Source organism: Enterobacter sp. WI-ESBL-E8 (assembly GCF_053364895.1).
Genome location: NZ_JBRWXJ010000001.1, coordinates 3,566,311 through 3,583,592, shown reverse-complemented (window position 1 = coordinate 3,583,592; position 17,282 = coordinate 3,566,311). Strand labels below are relative to the sequence as shown.

At 56.4% G+C, this 17,282-nt stretch carries 17 protein-coding genes; 9 read left to right on the top strand and 8 right to left on the bottom strand.

From position 1 onward, the window contains the following. Positions 1–51: 51 nt before the first annotated feature. A complete protein-coding gene (locus tag ACWHWP_RS16945) occupies positions 52–876 on the top strand; it encodes an XRE family transcriptional regulator (protein ID WP_447856050.1) in 825 nt (274 codons plus the stop codon). Here the strand turns inward: ACWHWP_RS16945 and arsC are convergent. Both arsC and bepA read right to left on the bottom strand, forming a co-directional pair. Then, positions 873–1,229, bottom strand: a complete 357-nt coding sequence (gene arsC, locus ACWHWP_RS16940) for an arsenate reductase (glutaredoxin) (RefSeq protein ID WP_447856049.1) — start codon at positions 1,227–1,229, stop codon at positions 873–875. The two genes, ACWHWP_RS16945 and arsC, sit on opposite strands and share 4 nt — an antisense overlap. Before the next feature lie 18 nt (positions 1,230–1,247). Continuing rightward, positions 1,248–2,711, bottom strand: coding sequence for a beta-barrel assembly-enhancing protease (bepA, locus tag ACWHWP_RS16935; protein WP_045284557.1), 1,464 nt, complete (start codon positions 2,709–2,711; stop codon positions 1,248–1,250). Positions 2,712–2,932: 221 nt separating this feature from the next. Here bepA and ACWHWP_RS16930 point away from each other — a divergent pair, with 221 nt between their 5' ends. Beyond that, positions 2,933–3,997 (top strand): AI-2E family transporter, encoded by a 1,065-nt coding sequence (locus tag ACWHWP_RS16930; RefSeq protein ID WP_059311970.1) that lies wholly within the window; start codon positions 2,933–2,935, stop codon positions 3,995–3,997. Between the two features lie 95 nt (positions 3,998–4,092). On the opposite strand, the gene bcp is transcribed toward ACWHWP_RS16930, so the two are convergent. Then, entirely contained in the window at positions 4,093–4,563 is a 471-nt protein-coding gene (gene bcp / locus ACWHWP_RS16925; protein ID WP_047346711.1) for a thioredoxin-dependent thiol peroxidase, read from the bottom strand. Further along, positions 4,563–5,132 carry a glycine cleavage system transcriptional repressor gene (locus ACWHWP_RS16920; RefSeq protein WP_063427931.1) on the bottom strand — a complete coding sequence of 190 codons (570 nt, stop codon included), beginning with the start codon at positions 5,130–5,132 and terminating at the stop codon, positions 4,563–4,565. Before ACWHWP_RS16920 ends, bcp begins: the two co-directional genes overlap by 1 nt. Before the next feature lie 145 nt (positions 5,133–5,277). Here ACWHWP_RS16920 and dapA point away from each other — a divergent pair, with 145 nt between their 5' ends. From dapA to ypfH, 6 genes are all read left to right on the top strand, one after another. Beyond that, entirely contained in the window at positions 5,278–6,156 is an 879-nt protein-coding gene (gene dapA / locus ACWHWP_RS16915; protein WP_447856048.1) for a 4-hydroxy-tetrahydrodipicolinate synthase, read from the top strand. A gap of 16 nt (positions 6,157–6,172) precedes the next feature. Next, entirely contained in the window at positions 6,173–7,207 is a 1,035-nt protein-coding gene (bamC, locus tag ACWHWP_RS16910) for an outer membrane protein assembly factor BamC (RefSeq protein ID WP_059311968.1), read from the top strand. Between the two features lie 109 nt (positions 7,208–7,316). Further along, complete coding sequence (gene purC / locus ACWHWP_RS16905; RefSeq protein ID WP_008501631.1) at positions 7,317–8,030, top strand: phosphoribosylaminoimidazolesuccinocarboxamide synthase; 714 nt, start codon at positions 7,317–7,319, stop codon at positions 8,028–8,030. 120 nt (positions 8,031–8,150) lie between these two features. Further along, positions 8,151–9,020, top strand: coding sequence for a KPN_02809 family neutral zinc metallopeptidase (gene ypfJ / locus ACWHWP_RS16900; RefSeq protein ID WP_063427933.1), 870 nt, complete (start codon positions 8,151–8,153; stop codon positions 9,018–9,020). Further along, positions 9,020–10,993: a tRNA(Met) cytidine acetyltransferase TmcA gene (locus tag ACWHWP_RS16895; RefSeq protein ID WP_447856047.1), complete on the top strand. Its 1,974-nt coding sequence runs from the start codon at positions 9,020–9,022 to the stop codon at positions 10,991–10,993. Before ypfJ ends, ACWHWP_RS16895 begins: the two co-directional genes overlap by 1 nt. A 73-nt stretch (positions 10,994–11,066) precedes the next feature. Beyond that, positions 11,067–11,762 (top strand): esterase, encoded by a 696-nt coding sequence (gene ypfH / locus ACWHWP_RS16890; protein ID WP_039263710.1) that lies wholly within the window; start codon positions 11,067–11,069, stop codon positions 11,760–11,762. 38 nt (positions 11,763–11,800) lie between these two features. Here the strand turns inward: ypfH and ACWHWP_RS16885 are convergent, their stop codons facing one another. The 3 genes from ACWHWP_RS16885 to ACWHWP_RS16875 are packed head-to-tail and all read right to left on the bottom strand — an operon-like array spanning position 11,801 to position 13,511. Next, positions 11,801–11,998 (bottom strand): YpfN family protein, encoded by a 198-nt coding sequence (locus ACWHWP_RS16885; RefSeq protein WP_014171111.1) that lies wholly within the window; start codon positions 11,996–11,998, stop codon positions 11,801–11,803. A gap of 24 nt (positions 11,999–12,022) precedes the next feature. Then, on the bottom strand, positions 12,023–13,150 hold the full coding sequence (dapE, locus tag ACWHWP_RS16880) for a succinyl-diaminopimelate desuccinylase (protein WP_063957750.1): 1,128 nt from the start codon (positions 13,148–13,150) through the stop codon (positions 12,023–12,025). A gap of 10 nt (positions 13,151–13,160) precedes the next feature. Then, positions 13,161–13,511: an ArsC family reductase gene (locus ACWHWP_RS16875; RefSeq protein WP_429054039.1), complete on the bottom strand. Its 351-nt coding sequence runs from the start codon at positions 13,509–13,511 to the stop codon at positions 13,161–13,163. Positions 13,512–13,898: 387 nt separating this feature from the next. On the opposite strand from ACWHWP_RS16875, the gene ypfM reads away from it, so the two are divergent. Continuing rightward, positions 13,899–13,958: a protein YpfM gene (gene ypfM, locus ACWHWP_RS16870; RefSeq protein ID WP_015572204.1), complete on the top strand. Its 60-nt coding sequence runs from the start codon at positions 13,899–13,901 to the stop codon at positions 13,956–13,958. A 109-nt stretch (positions 13,959–14,067) separates the two neighbouring features. Here the strand turns inward: ypfM and acrD are convergent, their stop codons facing one another. Next, positions 14,068–17,181: a multidrug efflux RND transporter permease AcrD gene (acrD, locus tag ACWHWP_RS16865; RefSeq protein ID WP_059311964.1), complete on the bottom strand. Its 3,114-nt coding sequence runs from the start codon at positions 17,179–17,181 to the stop codon at positions 14,068–14,070. Positions 17,182–17,282: the final 101 nt, after the last annotated feature.

Here is a 17,282-nt window from a genome sequence, read left to right as displayed (position 1 = left end):
AACCGCCTGTGCTATATAAATCTCATATGATTAGTTAACGGAATTGTAGCGATGGAAATTAAACTGCATGCCAATGCCACCACCACGCCACGCATTCGTCGCTATCTCCAGCAGTCCGATAAAAGCGACAGGGAGCTGGCGACCGAGCTCGGTATCTCCGTCACGACCGTCAGGCGCTGGCGCAACCGCGAGCAAATTACGGATAACCAGACAACGCCAAAAGTGATACACAAGGCACTGAGACAGGAACAGGTTGCGCTGGTGAATGCTTTACGTGAAGTCACGGGCGCGCCGCTGGACGAACTGCTGCTGATGGTCAATGAAGGACTCGGGATCGCCGTCTCCCGCGCGACCCTGAACCGTTACCTTAAGCCGGCTTCGATAAAGCAAAAGGGCGCGACGCTGCAGGGGAAAAAGGCGCTGAAGGCGGGTATCGTGCCGCAAAAACTTCTGCTGCATCATCTGCCTCTGTCGCTGCATATGGACGATGGCGGGGAACAGCATCTGCTCTGGGCGTGTGAACCCGTGAGCGGATGGTGCTACGCCCGGCTGTATGCGGGCATTTCTCCGCCGCTGCTGACCCGCTGGGTGAACGACGCGCTGGAAGCCTGTCCGGCTGATATTCAATCTGTTGAGACTTTCGGGTTAGAGGTGAACCAACCGGAATGCAGCGCCGCCGTGAAAGTACGCCCGCAGCAATACCGCGCCGTTCAGGTTGCTCTGCCGCTATGCGACATCATTCCACGCCTGAACAGCGTGCCGGCAGGCGAACTGTTAATTAAGCTTTGCGAATTTTACAACCGAGGAAAAGCGCAGAAAAAGTTGGGAGAGAGTACGCCGCAGGCCTTTCTCGAAGCGCTGCGGCGTAACGATTAGAGGATCTCGAGCACGTCTTCCGGCGGGCGGCCAATGCGTGCCTGGCCGTTTGCCACCACAATCGGTCGCTCAATCAGCTTTGGATTTTCAACCATCGCCTGTACCAGCTCCGTCTCGGTGAGACGGCTGTCGTCCAGATTAAGCGACTTATACAGGTCTTCTTTCTTGCGCATCAGCTCTCTTGCACTGCCCATCCCCAGCATGTGCAGCAGTTGGCGAACGGTCTGCGCGTCGGGTGGAGTCTCAAGATACAGCACCACCTCCGGCTCAACGCCGTTAGACTTCAGCAGGCTCAGGGTGTCGCGGCTCTTGGAGCAGCGAGGGTTGTGATAGATTTTTACGGCGTCTGTCATGACGTGAATTCTCCTTTATTACATCTTCTCGTAAGGCTTAAAGCGCTGCTGCAGGCCGCGCAGCTGGTCGATTCGCGCGTCATAACGGGCCTGCTGGAGGCTGCCGAGTTTAACCTGCGCGCTGGCGCTGCTGAGCGTGGAAATCGCCTGATCGAGGCGCCCCACCAGGGCAAAGCCTTCGGCACGCGCTGCCAGCTCCTGATCGCGGTTGCCCAACTGAGCTTCCGCCTGTGCGAGCAGGTCCCAGCCGTTTTGATCGTCTTTATTATTAAAGGTGTAGCGGTTCAGAATGGTCGCCGCTTCCCCCGGCTGGCCGCCCTGTAAGTAAGCATTCGCCAGGTTAAGCTGCAGCACCGGGTTGGTACGGACGTCTTTCGCCCCTTTCAGGCGGTTAATCGCATCGGCAGGCTTCTTCTGTCCCAGATCGATATCCGTCGACAGATCGAGATACCACGGGTTATTCGGGTCTGCAGCCAGAAGCGGCTGCAGCGCCTTACGCGCCTCGTCGTATTTGCTGGCTTCCATCGCCTGTAGCGCCTGACCATACTGCGCGGCGTTTTTCTCACGCACGTTGCCTTTCGCCAGGGCATCCAGCAGGTCGCTGGTGAGCTGGTTACGCCCGGAATTGTACATCCCCAGCGTTCTCACTTTCGCCATGTAGAAATCCTGCGAAGACTGGACCACGACGGGACGCATCTGGTTGGCACGGTTGCGCGCATCCGACAGGCGGCTTTCCGGAAGCGGGTGCGTGAGCAGAATTTCCGGCGGGCGGGAAGAATAACGCGCCTGATCGAGCAGTTTTTCCAGGAAGCTCGGCATGGCCTGCGGGTCGAAGCCCGAACGCTGCAGCACCTGAATGCCGATGCGGTCCGCTTCCTGCTCGTTTTGCTGGGTAAAGCTGATCATCCCCTGACGCGTACCGGCCAGCGTACCGGTTAAGGCGGCCATCCCGGCCTGCGGGCTGGCCATCGCCAGCAGAATAGAGCCCAGGGCACCCACCCAGGTGAGCGGGGCGTTACGCTTCTGGTCTTCCATCGCACGCGCCAGGTGGCGCTGCGTGACGTGCGAAATTTCGTGCGCCATCACCGAGGCCAGCTGGCTTTCGTTGTCTGAGTAACGGAATAACGCCGAATGCAACACCACGTTACCGCCAAAGAAGGCGAAGGCGTTGATTTCGTCATTATTAATTAAATAGAAATGGAAGGGCGTTTTTACCGAGTCGGCGTGCGCCACCAGACGCATCCCCAGCCCGTTTATGTACTGTACCAGCAAAGGGTCGTTAATCAGCGGGGCACTGCCGCGCAGCTGGCGAACATAGTAATCGCCCATTTGCATCTCTTGCCCAATAGAGAGCGTGCTTCCTGCCGTGGTGCCCATGTCCGGCAATGAATCGGACGAGTCAGCAAAAGCGGGTAACACCTGACCGACCGTCACTGCGGCAATCAGTGTTGCAACCAGTGTTTTTCTCAACTGCCTGAACATAACCACTGTCCTGTATGTTGGATGTGCTAATTTGACCGATGAACCGGCTTATCGTTCATCTCTGCTGCCCTGCGAGTGTAGCCGTGTTACCGCTTGAAGAAAATCCCATTCATCAGGCTTTTGCGGATTGTGTCAGCGATACAAAAAGCGAAAGTCTTTTTTGTGACAGTTAGATACAATTCATCGTCTCACTCCCGCCATTCGATTCAGGGAAGGGTTGTATGCTCGAAATGTTAATGCAGTGGTACCGGCGTCGGTTCAGCGACCCGGAAGCCATTGCTTTGTTAGTAATTCTGGTTGCCGGGTTCGGTATTCTGTTCTTCTTCAGCGGTCTGCTCGCCCCTCTGCTGGTGGCGATTGTGCTGGCGTACCTGCTGGAGTGGCCAACGGCGCGCCTGGAACATATTGGCTGTTCCCGCCGCTGGGCAACCAGCATCGTGCTGGTGCTGTTTGTCGGCATTCTGCTGTTGATGGCCTTCGTGGTGATGCCGGTGGCCTGGCAGCAGGGGATCTACCTTATTCGCGATATGCCCGGCATGCTGAATAAACTGTCTGATTTTGCCGCCACGCTGCCGCGCCGTTATCCCGCGTTAATGGACGCCGGCATCATCGACGCGATGGCCGAAAATATGCGCGCCCGCATCATGACGATGGGCGATTCGGTGGTGAAATACTCTCTGGCGTCGTTGGTGGGGCTGCTTACCCTGGCCGTCTACCTCGTGCTCGTTCCGCTGATGGTCTTCTTCCTGGTAAAAGATAAGGATCAGATGCTCAACGCCGTGCGGCGCGTTTTACCGCGCAACCGCGGGCTGGCGGGGCAGGTCTGGGAAGAGATGAACCAGCAGATCACCAACTACATTCGCGGCAAGGTGCTGGAGATGATTGTCGTGGGGGTAGCCACCTGGATTGGCTTCCTGATATTCGGCCTGAACTACTCGCTGCTGCTGGCGGTGCTGGTGGGGCTGTCGGTCCTGATTCCGTACATCGGCGCGTTTGTGGTGACCATTCCGGTTGTGGGGGTCGCACTGTTCCAGTTCGGGCTTGGGACGGAGTTCTGGAGCTGCTTCGCGGTGTACCTGATTATTCAGGGGCTGGACGGTAACCTGCTGGTACCGGTGCTGTTCTCAGAGGCGGTGAACCTGCATCCGCTGGTGATTATCTTATCCGTGGTAATTTTCGGCGGGCTGTGGGGGTTCTGGGGCGTGTTCTTTGCCATTCCGCTGGCGACGCTGATTAAAGCCGTGGTCCACGCGTGGCCGGATGTGCCGGCGGTGGAAGATAAGTAGTTTTTGTGCGGCCTGATGCCCTCACCCCGGCCCTCTCCCACGGGAGAGGGGGAAAACACTAAAAACGGCAACCTGGGTTGCCGTTTTGCTGTTTATCAGGCACTTGCTTTCAACCAGTTCAACACCACGTCGTGGTGGTTGCTGGTTTTGAAGTCGTCAAACACGTGTTCAATTTTACCGTCAGCGTCAATCAGGAAGCTGATGCGGTGAATGCCGTCGTAGGTTTTACCCATAAACGTCTTCTCGCCCCAGATGCCGAACTGTTCGCACACCTGATGATCTTCATCAGAAAGCAGCGTGAAGTTCAGCAGCTCTTTTTCAGCAAATCGTGACAGCTTTTCCGGTTTATCCGTGCTGATACCCAGCACTTCCACGCCGACTTTTTTCAACTCGTCCATGTTGTCGCGTAAGCCGCAGGCCTGTACGGTGCAGCCGGGGGTCATGGCTTTCGGGTAGAAATAGACCAGAACACGCTGTCCCTGGAAGTCGGTCAAATTTACTTGCTCGCCGTCTTGATCCGGTAAGCTAAATTTCGGTGCGATGTCACCGGCTTTCAGTGGATTCATTACTCAACTCCATCCTGTTCGTGCTGCGAATAATTGACGACGCTTATACTGCCCTGCGCGTTTAATTCTGTACAGAGGGCTTTGAACGCTTGCTCGATATTTGACGCATCCTGTGAGGCAGGGCTGTGCGCGGTAATCTGGATAAAGAGCGTGGGAACTGTGTTCTCGTCGCCCGGATGAGTGCGGGAAACGAGCTCGGCAATGTTCATCTGATGGCTGTCAAACAGCGCGGTAAAGCGCTCAATCAGATGGGGGGAATCAGGGACTTCAACCTGCACCCAGACGGTAGCGGGCATGGCCGGACGCGGGCGCGCGGTGGTCCGTTTCATCACGATCAGCAAATCCAGCTCCGCGCCCTTCAGCGGCAGGGTCGATTCGATAAGCGTTATGGCATTCCATGTTCCGGAAAGCAGCATAATAAACGTGAACTCTTCGCCCAGCATTGCCAGACGGCTGTCTTCGATATTACAGCCGCAGCTGCTCACGTGACGGGTGATGGTGTTCACGATACCCGGCCTGTCGGCACCCAGCGCAGTGATAACCAGGTAATGTTGTGATGAGGTTGTCAAACCTGTTCTTCCTTTGCATGGTTAAGTCTTCCTAAGGAAAGCATAAAAAAAACATGCATACAACCGCCTGAGGGCCTCAGGTCGCTTGCTTTTATTACAGTTCCAAACGTACCATTGAGGCTCTTGTTCGCACAGAGGATGGCTCATGTTCACGGGAAGTATTGTCGCGCTTGTTACACCGATGGATGAAAAAGGTAATGTCTGCCGGTCAAGCATGAAGAAGCTGATTGATTACCATGTCGCCAATGGAACCTCGGCGATCGTTTCGGTAGGGACTACCGGTGAATCTGCAACGCTGAGCCACGAAGAGCACGGCGATGTGGTTATGCTGACCCTCGAACTGGCTGACGGACGTATTCCGGTCATCGCGGGGACAGGGGCTAATGCGACCGCAGAAGCTATCAGTCTGACCCAACGTTTTAACGACAGCGGCATCGTAGGCTGTCTGACGGTAACCCCTTACTACAACCGTCCTACCCAGGAAGGTTTGTTCCAGCACTTCAAAGCCATCGCTGAACATACTGACTTGCCACAAATTCTGTATAATGTGCCGTCCCGTACCGGCTGCGATATGCTGCCGGAAACCGTTGGTCGTCTCTCGGAAGTAAAAAATATTATCGGTATTAAAGAGGCGACAGGGAACTTAAGCCGCGTTCATCAGATCAAAGAGCTGGTTTCAGATGACTTTATCCTGTTGAGTGGTGATGATGCGACCGCGCTGGACTTTATGCAGCTCGGTGGTCATGGCGTGATCTCCGTAACGGCAAACGTTGCGGCGCGCTATATGGCTGAAATGTGCAAAATGGCCGCAGCCGGTCACTTTGATGAAGCGCGCGTCATTAACCAGCGTCTGATGCCGCTGCACAATAAATTATTTGTCGAACCCAATCCGATCCCAGTGAAATGGGCGTGTAAGGAGTTGGGGCTTGTAGCAACCGATACGCTGCGTCTGCCAATGACACCGATTACCGACCACGGTCGTGACATCGTCAAGGCAGCGCTGAAGCATGCCGGTTTGCTGTAAAGTTTAGGGAGATTTGATGGCTTATTCAGTACAGAAGTCGCGCCTGGCGAAGGTTGCGAGTGTTTCGCTTGTTATGCTGCTCGCTGCCTGTAGTTCAGACTCGCGCTACAAGCGCCAGGTGAGCGGTGATGAATCCTATCTGGATGCGACCCCGCTTGCTGAACTTCACGCACCGGCTGGTATGATCCTGCCGATTCAGAACGGCGATTATAATATTCCCGTGACCAACGGCAGTGGCCTGGTGGGTAAAGCGCTTGATATTCGTCCACCAGCACAGCCTCTGGCGCTGGTGAGCGGGGCGCGTACCCAGTTCACCGGTGATACGGCGTCTCTGTTGGTTGAGAGCGCGCGCGGTAGCACCCTGTGGCCGCAGGTTGTCAGCGTTATTCAATCGAAGAACTACACCATCGATAAACGCGATGACGCCAGCCAGACCTTAACCACAGACTGGATTGAATGGAACCGTCTGGATGAAGATCAGCAGTATCGCGGTCGCTATCAAGTCTCCGTAAAACCACAGGGTTATCAGCAGGCGGTTAACGTTAAGCTGTTGAACCTGGAGCAGGCGGGTAAACCGGTTGCGGATGCCGCGTCCCTGCAGCGTTACAGCACCGAAATGCTGAACGTGATTGCCGCGGGTCTGGATAAGACCGCCACCGATGCCGCCAACGCCGCGCAGAGCCGCAGCGGTGCGACCTTCGATGTGCAAAGCGGTGCGGATGATACCGGCCTGCCAATGCTGGTGGTTCGTGCACCGTTTAATCAGACCTGGCAGCGTCTGCCAGCGACGCTGGAAAAAGTGGGCATGAAAGTGACCGACAGCACGCGTTCAACCGGCAGTATGACGGCAACGTACAAGCCGCTCTCCGACAGCGCGTGGCAGGAGCTGGGTGCGAAAGATCCTCAGCTTGCCTCCGGTGACTACAAGATTCAGGTAGGCGACCTTGATAACCGCAGCAGTCTGCAGTTTATCGATCCAAAAGGTCACACGCTGACCCAGTCGCAGAACGATGCGCTGGTCGCTGTCTTCCAGGCGGCATTCAGCAAATAAATACGAGGGCTGGTTAATCCAGCCCTTTTTATTTTAGTGCTACGCAAACGTGTGCGTGGCATAATATCCCTAGTTTTGAACACAAATCATCACACCAGGAGTAATGAAGATGCAGAAGCAAGCTGAGTTGTATCGTGGCAAAGCGAAGACCGTATACAGCACGGAAAACCCGGATCTGTTGGTGCTCGAGTTCCGCAATGATACGTCAGCAGGGGATGGCGCACGCATTGAGCAGTTCGATCGTAAAGGTATGGTAAACAACAAGTTCAACCACTTCATTATGACCAAACTGGCCGAAGCGGGTATCCCGACTCAGATGGAAGCGTTGCTGTCCGATACGGAATGTCTGGTGAAAAAACTGGATATGGTTCCGGTTGAGTGCGTTATTCGTAACCGTGCAGCGGGCTCCCTGGTGAAGCGTCTGGGCATTGAAGAAGGTATCGAACTGAACCCACCGCTGTTCGACCTGTTCCTGAAAAACGATGCTATGCACGATCCTATGGTCAATGATTCCTACTGCGAAACCTTCGGCTGGGTGAATAAAGAGAACCTGGCGCGCATGAAAGAGCTGACCTACAAAGCCAACGACGTACTGAAAAAATTGTTTGATGACGCGGGCCTGATCCTCGTCGACTTCAAGCTGGAGTTTGGTCTGTTCAAAGGTGAAGTGGTGCTGGGCGATGAGTTTTCACCGGACGGTAGCCGCCTGTGGGATAAAGAAACCCTGGATAAAATGGACAAAGACCGCTTCCGTCAGAGCCTGGGTGGCCTGATTGAAGCGTACGAAGCGGTTGCTCACCGTTTAGGCGTTAAGCTCGACTAACTCCCTCACTTGCCAAAGGATGTTCGCATCCTTTGGCGTCTTACCTTTGTTTCCTATGGTAATCTTGCCGTTAACCGCCTACGATCATAGCTATTATTAATGGAATAGTTCGAGGTGGTTATGCGCTGGCAAGGGCGTCGTGAAAGTGACAATGTAGAAGACAGGCGCAGTGATGGCGGCGGCGGCCCTTCAATGGGCGGTCCCGGCTTCCGGTTACCGAGCGGCAAAGGCGGGATAATCCTGCTGATTGTGGTGCTGGTTGCAGGATATTACGGCGTCGATCTCACCGGTTTAATGACCGGTCAGCCGCTGCAACAGCAGCAGCAATCTCAGCACTCCATCAGCCCGAATGAAGATGAAGCGGCTAAATTTACCTCCGTTATTCTCGCCACAACAGAAGACACCTGGAGTCAGCTGTTCGAGAAGATGGGGCGTACCTACCAGCAGCCGAAGCTGGTGATGTATCGCGGTGCAACCCGTACCGGATGCGGTACCGGGCAGTCTGTGATGGGGCCGTTCTACTGCCCGGCAGACGGCACCGTCTATATCGATCTCTCTTTTTACGATGACATGAAACGCAAGCTTGGCGCTGACGGCGATTTTGCCCAGGGCTACGTGATCGCGCATGAAGTCGGCCACCACGTGCAGAAGCTGTTGGGGATTGAGCCAAAAGTGCGCCAGCTTCAGCAAAATGCCTCTCAGGCCGAAGTGAACCGCCTTTCCGTTAAAATGGAACTGCAGGCGGACTGCTTCGCGGGCGTCTGGGGCCACAGCATGCAGCAGCAGGGCGTTCTGGAATCCGGCGACCTTGAAGAGGCGTTAAATGCCGCTCAGGCTATCGGTGACGATCGCCTTCAGCAGCAGAGCCAGGGGCGCGTCGTGCCGGACAGCTTCACGCACGGTACTTCACAGCAGCGCTATAGCTGGTTTAAACGCGGTTTCGACAGCGGCGATCCGGCGCAGTGTAATACCTTCGGCAAAGCGATGTAATGCTGCCGTTTGAACAGCTGATAAGCGAGCTTGAGCGCACCGGCCATCGCCGGCTGGTGGTGCTCAGCGGTGATGCACAGTGGACGTTAACCCAAGCTCTCGCCCTGCGTGACGCCCTACCCGGAGACTGGGTTTGGCTGGACGAACACCCTTCACAGGCCATCAGTGGCCTGCTGGGACGCGAGTTCCGCCATGCCGTCTTTAACGCCAGCGCCGGGTTTGATGTCGCCGCGTTTGCCGCCCTGAGCGGAACGCTCAGCGCCGGAAGCCTGCTGGTGCTGCGGGTTCCACCGCTCGACGCGTGGGCCGAGCGTCCTGACGGTGATTCCCTGCGCTGGAGCGACAGCGCCGACGCGATAGCCACGCCGCATTTTGTCCGCCATTTCTGCCGGACCCTTGCCGCCGATCCCGACGCGATTGTCTGGCTTCAGGGTAGCGATTTATCCCTTCCACCTTTACCCGATGCGCCCGACTGGCGGCCCGCCAGCGGCGCGCCGCAGCGCGAGCAGGCTGAGATCCTGGATGTGCTTCAGGGGATGAGGAGGGGCATCGTGGCCGTTACCGCCGCGCGCGGGCGCGGAAAGTCAGCGCTGGCGGGAATGTTGCTGAATCGCATTACGGGCAGCGCCGTGGTCACCGCGCCCGCGAAGGGGGCAACGGATATCATTGCCCGATTTGCCGGAGAGCATTTTCATTTTATGGCCCCGGACGCGCTGCTTGCCTCTTCATGCCAGGCCGACTGGCTGATTGTCGATGAAGCCGCCGCGATCCCCGGCCCGCTGCTGGAAAAGCTGGTGAGCCGTTTCCCGCGCGTGCTGCTGACCACAACGGTGCAGGGCTATGAAGGGACGGGCCGGGGATTTTTGCTTAAATTCTGCGGTCGGTTTGCCGGGCTGCAGCGCTACAGCCTGTCAGCGCCGGTACGCTGGGCTACGGGCTGCCCGCTTGAGCGGGTTGTCGCCTGCGCGCTGCTGTTTGACGATACGCTAGTTGACCGCCGCCCGGAAGGGGAGGTGCGTTTAACTTACCTGACCCCGGAGGCCTGGGAAAGCCGTCCGGCGCTGGCAGCGAGCGTATACGAACTTCTCTGCGCCGCGCATTATCGCACCTCGCCGCTCGATTTACGCCGCATGATGGACGCGCCCGGGCAGCAGTTCGCTGTCGCCGAAGCCAACCCGGTCATCGCCGGGGCGCTCTGGCTGGTGGAGGAGGGCGGGTTATCCCCTGAGCTTAGCCGCGCCGTATGGGCGGGCTTCCGCCGTCCTCGCGGGAACCTGGTGGCGCAGTCTCTGGCGGCGCACGGCGGCTCCTCGCTGGCGGCCACGCTCCGAGGCCGACGGGTGACCCGCATTGCCGTGCACCCTCACCGTCAGCGGGAAGGGATTGGTCAGGCGCTTATCCGCAGCGCCAGCGGGGAAGATTATCTGTCGGTAAGCTTTGGTTACACCGATGAGCTTTGGCGCTTCTGGCAGCAGTGCGGGTTTGTGCTGGTGCGGATGGGAAGCCATCGTGAAGCCAGCAGTGGCTGCTACACCGCGATGGCGCTGCTGGCGCACAGCGAGGCCGGGCGTCAGCTGTGTGAGCAGGCGCAGCAGCGTCTGAAGCGCGATGCGCGGGTGTTATCGGCCTGGAACGGTGAAAAGATCCCGGTGGAAGATGAATGGGACGCTACCCTTAATCATGACGACTGGCTGGAGCTGGCCGGGTTCGCCTTCGCCCACCGGGCGTTTTCCACCTCCGTTGCGTCGTTAACGCGGCTGGTGCAGAGCGTTGATATGCCGCTTGCAGCCCTGCGCGGAAAAGTTGAGGCGAAAAAGGATGATGCCCGGCTAAGCGCTGAGCTGGCCCTGCCTGGGCGAAAAGCGCTGCTGATGCGAATGCGAGCGGAAACCGCACAAGCTCTTGAAAGGCTTAATGAAGCTCGCTGTCAGCAGTTGAAAGACGCTATTTTGCAATGGCAATTTTTTCAATGACTTCTTCAGTAAAGTGGCATGGTCATTCCCGTCGCGAGGCGTAGAATCCAGGTCATCTATTAAGGAGACCATCATGAAACACGACCATTTTGTTGTTCAAAGCCCTGACAAACCGGCTAAACAGTTACTGCTTCTGTTTCATGGCGTTGGCGATAATGCCGTCAACATGGGTCAGATTGGCAGCTGGTTTGCGCCTGTTTTTCCGGAGGCATTGATTGTCAGCATCGGTGGCGTCGAGCCATGTGGTCCGAACGGACGGCAGTGGTTCTCCGTTCAGGGCGTGACGGAAGAGAACCGTCAGGCGCGCATTGATGCCATCATGCCCACGTTTATCGACATTGTCCGCTACTGGCAGCAGCAGAGCGGCGTAGGTGCCGACGCAACCGCGCTGATTGGCTTCTCGCAGGGGTCAATCATGTCGCTGGAAAGCGTAAAAGCGCAGCCGGGTCTGGCTTCGCGGGTGATCGCATTTAACGGCCGTTTTGCGACGCTACCGACCAGCGCGACCACGCAGACGACCATCCACCTGATCCACGGTGGTGAAGACCGGGTAATTGAGCTCTCGCATGCGGTTGCGGCGCAGGAAGCGCTGATTCGCGAAGGTGGGGATGTGACGCTGGATATCGTTGACGAACTGGGCCACGCGATTGACGACCGTAGCATGCAGTTTGCGCTCGATCGTTTGCGCTATACCGTACCGAAGCACTACTTTGATGAAGCGCTCAGCGGCGGCAAGCCGGATAACGATGATATTGTAGAGTTTATGTGAGGTTTCCCCCTCTCCCAGGGAGAGGGGAAACAGATCGATTACTTCTTCTGATCCTTCTTCGGCCAGTCGTCGTCATCGTCCCACTTGTCGTTAAAATCACGGTGCGGGGGAAGATCCGGTTTGTTGGCAAGAAATTTTTTATGGTCAACGCGCTTCAGATCTTTAATCACGTTAAGCAATACGCCGACCAGAAAAACTAACACCAGAATCCACCAGTACTTTGAAAGCCAGTCCATTCGCTATTCCTCTCAGAGCGTTCGTCAGGCGACGAGTTGCTCCATAATACGTTGATACATACGGGCCAGCAGTTGCAAATCTGCCGCATTGACACACTCATTTATTTTATGAATGGTTGCGTTCACTGGACCCAGTTCGACAACCTGGGCACCCATGCGGGCGATAAAGCGTCCGTCTGAGGTGCCACCCGTTGTCAGCAGCTGTGGCTTAATTTCATTATAGTGCTCGATGGCGTTCACCACCGCATCCACCAGTTTGCCGCGCTGCGTCAGGAACGGCTGGCCGGAAAGCCACCAGTCCACGGTGTAGCGCAGGTTATATTTTTCCAGCAGGGCGATAACGCGCGCCTTGATCGTCTCATCGGTCAGTTCAGTGCTGAAGCGGAAGTTGAACTGGACGAAATAATCTCCCGGGATAACGTTATTGCTGCCGGTCCCGGCCTTGACGTTCGCAATCTGCATGCTGGTCGGCGGGAAGAACTCGTTGCCTTTATCCCACTCAATCTCTACCAGCTCGCTCAGCATCGGTGCCGCGCGATGGACCGGGTTATCGGCCAGATGCGGGTAAGCAACGTGCCCCTGAACGCCGTGAATGGTCAGGTTACAGGTCAGCGAGCCGCGACGCCCGTTTTTGACGACATCACCCACCACTTCGGTACTGGACGGCTCGCCGACCAGGCAGTAGTCGAGACGCTCGTTGCGGGCCATCAGCGCCTCAACGACCTTCACGGTGCCGTTATGGGCGCTGGCTTCTTCGTCGGAGGTGATTAAAAACGCGAGACGGTTTTTGTGGTTCGGGTGCTGAGCAACAAAGCGCTCTGCAGCCACCACCATCGCCGCCAGAGAGCCTTTCATGTCTGCCGCACCGCGACCAAACAGCATGCCATCGCGGATGGTCGGTTCAAACGGCGGGTTAATCCAGCGGTCTGCGTCACCGGCGGGAACGACGTCAGTGTGTCCGGCAAAGGCCAGCGTTTCACCCTGGCCGCGCCACGCCCAGAAGTTCTGGGTATCGCCAAAATCCATGCGTTCCACGGTAAAACCGATGGCGCGCAGGCGCTCAATCATTAATGCCTGACAACCTGCGTCGTCCGGGCTAAGGGAAGGACGGCGAATAAGCTGCTGAGTCAGCTCAATGACCGGGCATGACATAGACTACACCTCAACGAAAAAAGTCTGAATAAAGGGTTTCACTGAAACCCAGCAGCATAGGCTGCCCTGGCGCGCAGAGCAATGGGCGTTTGATGATTGCCGGCATTTCGAGCATCAGTTTTGCCGCGCTGTCGGCATCTTTGATGTTGGCGCGCAGCGCTTCGTCCAGTTTACGCCAGGTGGTGCCGCGCGTGTTCAGCAGTGCTTCCCACCCCAGTTCGCTGATGGCGTTATGCAGAAATTCTGCATCAAGCCCATCCGCTCGGTAATCGTGGAAACGGTACTCTACGCTGTTGGCTTCCAGCCAGCGGCGGGCTTTTTTGATGGTGTCGCAATTTTTAATGCCGTACATCACAACCATGGTGAATCCTTTTGACCTAATGATGATTAAATGTTCAGTAAATTCGAAGATATATCCTTAAGTAGAATATAACACATTCAGGAATCGTCTGGATTTACACTTCTTCTTAATTCAACTCACAACTGTACGCTGAATATTCTTTCATCCTTTAAGCATAGATGTCCATAAACTTTAAAATGCTAATAAACTCAGCCAATAAAATAAAATTCAGCTCTCCGCTGTATTATTTCAAAATATTGCTGGCCGTCACAAAAAATTGAGGGCTATCCGTTCATATTTATCATAAATCCCCGTAGGACGTGGGGTACAATCACAGCAATTGGTTAAATAGTCTTCACAATGACGGTCCGTTTTTGTAGAATGCGCATAATAATAAGAGAGGGTATTATGATTGAACGTGAACTGGGGAACTGGAAAGATTTTATCGAAGGCATGCTTCGTAAATGACATTCAGTAAGAATTGCAAGAGCACTAAAATAAGTAAAATAACCATAGTGTGAATTAATCACACAATAAAAAGGCGGCCGATAGAGCCGCCTTTTTTTATTTCAATCACTTACTCCGGGCGTTCCTTTAGCGGGAAGCGGCGACGCACCAGCACAAAGAACAGCGGAACGAAATAAATGGCCAGAATGGTGGCTGAAATCATGCCGCCCATGACCCCGGTACCCACAGCATGCTGGCTGCTGGAGCCTGCGCCGGTGCTGGTTGCCATCGGCAGTACGCCGAAAACAAACGCCAGCGACGTCATCAGGATCGGGCGTAAGCGCTGACGGCAGGCGTGCAGCGTGGCGGCCATCAGCTCGTGGCCTTTGGCATTCATCTCGTTGGCAAACTCAACGATCAGAATGGCGTTTTTCGCCGACAGCCCAATTACGGTGAGCAGCCCGACCTGGAAGTAGACATCGTTCTCCAGGCCGCGCATCCAGGTCGCGAGCAGTGCACCGATGACGCCAAGGGGCACGACCAGCATGACCGAGAACGGGACTGACCAGCTTTCATACAGTGCGGCAAGGCAGAGGAAGACCACCAGCAGCGAGAGGGCGTAAAGCGCGGGTGCCTGCGCTCCGGAGAGACGCTCCTGGTAAGACATGGCCGTCCACTCCAGGCCAAAACCGGCGGGCAGCTGCTGCACCAGTTTTTCCATGGTGTCCATGGCGGTACCGGTACTGACGCCCGGGGCGGCTTCCCCAACGATTTCAACCGCGGAATAGCCGTTATAGCGCTCCAGACGCGGCGAACCGCTCTCCCAGTGCGAGTTGGCAAAGGCGGAGAAAGGCACCATGCCGCCGACATTATTCCTGACAAACCAGCGGTTAATATCATCCGGCAGCATGCGGAACGGCGCGGCGGACTGGACGTACACTTTTTTCACGCGACCGCGATCCATAAAGTCATTCACATAGCTCGAGCCCCACGCGGTTTGCAGGGTGTCATTGATATCGTTGATCGACACGCCCAGCGCCTGGGCCTTACGCTGATCGATATCCACCTGCAGCTGCGGGCTGTCGTCAAGGCCGTTATGGCGAACGCGTGTCAGGCCTGAATCGTTGCCCGCCAGCGCCAACAGCTTGTCGCGCGCCGCCATCAGCGCCGTATGGCCCGCACCGGCGTGATCCTGCAGCTCCATATCAAAGCCGGCAGAACTGCCCAGACCGCTTATTGCCGGCGGACTGCTGGCAAAGACGCGCGCTTCTTTGATATGCGCAAAGGCTTTCGTCGCGCGCTCAATGATGGCAAACGATGTTCCCGTTTTCGTGTCGCGCTCGTCCCAGTCCTTCAGGCGGACGAACATGCGGGCGACGTTCTGCCCGTTGCCGCCCGGGCCGGAGCCGACGGTGGAGAAGACGGAAACAACGTTATCTTTCTCTTTGGTGAAGAAGTACTGCTCCACCTTCTGCACCACTTTCAGCGTCTGCTGTTGCGTTGCGCCGCTCGGGAGCTGCACCGAGGTGGTGAACATTCCCCGGTCCTCCATCGGCAGGAACGAGGTGGGCAGATGCATAAACAGCCAGACCATGCCGCCCAGCAGCACAACGTAAACCATCATCCAGCGCAGGCTGCGGTGCAGCACGCCGCCGACGGCAGATTCATACCGCGCGGCATTGCGGTTAAACATCCGGTTAAACCAGCCGAAGAACCCTCTCTGGCCGTGATGTTCCCCTTTGTGCAGCGGTTTCAGGATGGTGGCGCAGAGTGCGGGAGTGAGGATCAGCGCCACCAGCACGGAGAGCACCATCGCCGAGACGATCGTGATGGAGAACTGACGGTAAATCGCCCCGGTTGTGCCGCCAAAGAAGGCCATCGGGATAAAGACGGCCGACAGCACCATCGCAATACCGACTAACGCCCCCTGAATTTGCCCCATGGATTTGCGCGTCGCCTGGCGCGGGGAAAGGCCCTCTTCGCTCATGATGCGCTCGACGTTTTCGACCACCACGATAGCATCATCCACCAGAAGGCCAATCGCCAGCACCATCGCAAACATCGTCAGGGTATTTATGCTGTACCCGAACGCGTACAGCACCGCAAAGGTCCCCAGCAGCACCACGGGGACGGCAATGGTTGGGATCAGCGTTGCGCGGAAGTTTTGCAGGAACAGGTACATGACCAGGAACACCAGCGCAATGGCTTCCAGCAGGGTCTTTACCACATCCTCAATCGACGCTTTAACAAAGGAGGTGGTTTCATAGGCGACTTTGTACTCCAGCCCGTGCGGGAAGTACTGCGACAGCTCGTCCAGACGGTCCAGCACCAGTTTCGCCGTAGCCATTTCGTTCGCGCCGGAGGCCAGCTTAACCCCCAGACCGGAGGCCTGATTGCCGTTAAAGCGGCTCAGGTAGTCGTATTTCTCCGCACCCATTTCCACCGTGGCGACATCGCCCAGGCGCACTTCCGACCCGTCCTGATTCACGCGCAGGGTAATGTTGCGGAACTGATCCGGCGTCTGCAGCAGCGATTGCGAATTGATGGTGGCATTCAGGGCCTGCTTATCAACGGACGGCGTTCCCCCCAGCTGCCCTACGGCAATCTGGGCGTTCTGGGCCTTGATGGCATCCGTTACGTCGGTCGCCGTCATCTGGACGCTGTTGAGCTTGTTGGGATCGAGCCAGATGCGCATTGAGTACTGTGAGCCGTAAGCGTCGATATCCCCCACGCCGTTAATACGGCTGATGGGATCCTGAATATTACTGGCGACGTAGTCCGCAATGTCCTGTTTATCCATCGAGCCATCTGTCGAGACAAACGCGATGGTCAAAATATTGGTATCACCGGTTTTACGCACGGTTACACCCTGGTTCTGCACCGCCTGGGGCAGCTTGCGCATGGCCGACTGCAGCTGGTTTTGTACCTGCTGCACCGCTTCGTCCGGGTCGGTGCCCGCCTTGAAGCTCAGGGTCACCGTCGCCTGGCCCGTGGCGCTACTCTGCGAGGACATGTACATCAGGTTATCCAGACCCGTCATGTTCTGCTCGATAACCTGCGTCACGGTGTTTTCCAGCGTTTGTGCGGAAGCACCGGGGTAGTTTGCGGTGACGCGCACGTTCGGCGGTGCCAGATCGGGGTATTGCTCAACGGGAAGTGAAGTAATCGCCAGGACGCCTGTCAGGCACAACAGGATGGCAAGCACCCAGGCAAAAATGGGGCGATCGATAAAAAAATTCGCCATGAAAAAGTGACCTCGTTTTGCTGCACGTCATTATTGTTTATTGCCCGCATAACTTTAGCGGTAAGGCCCAGGTCAAACGTGGAGAAATAAAGGAGATAATG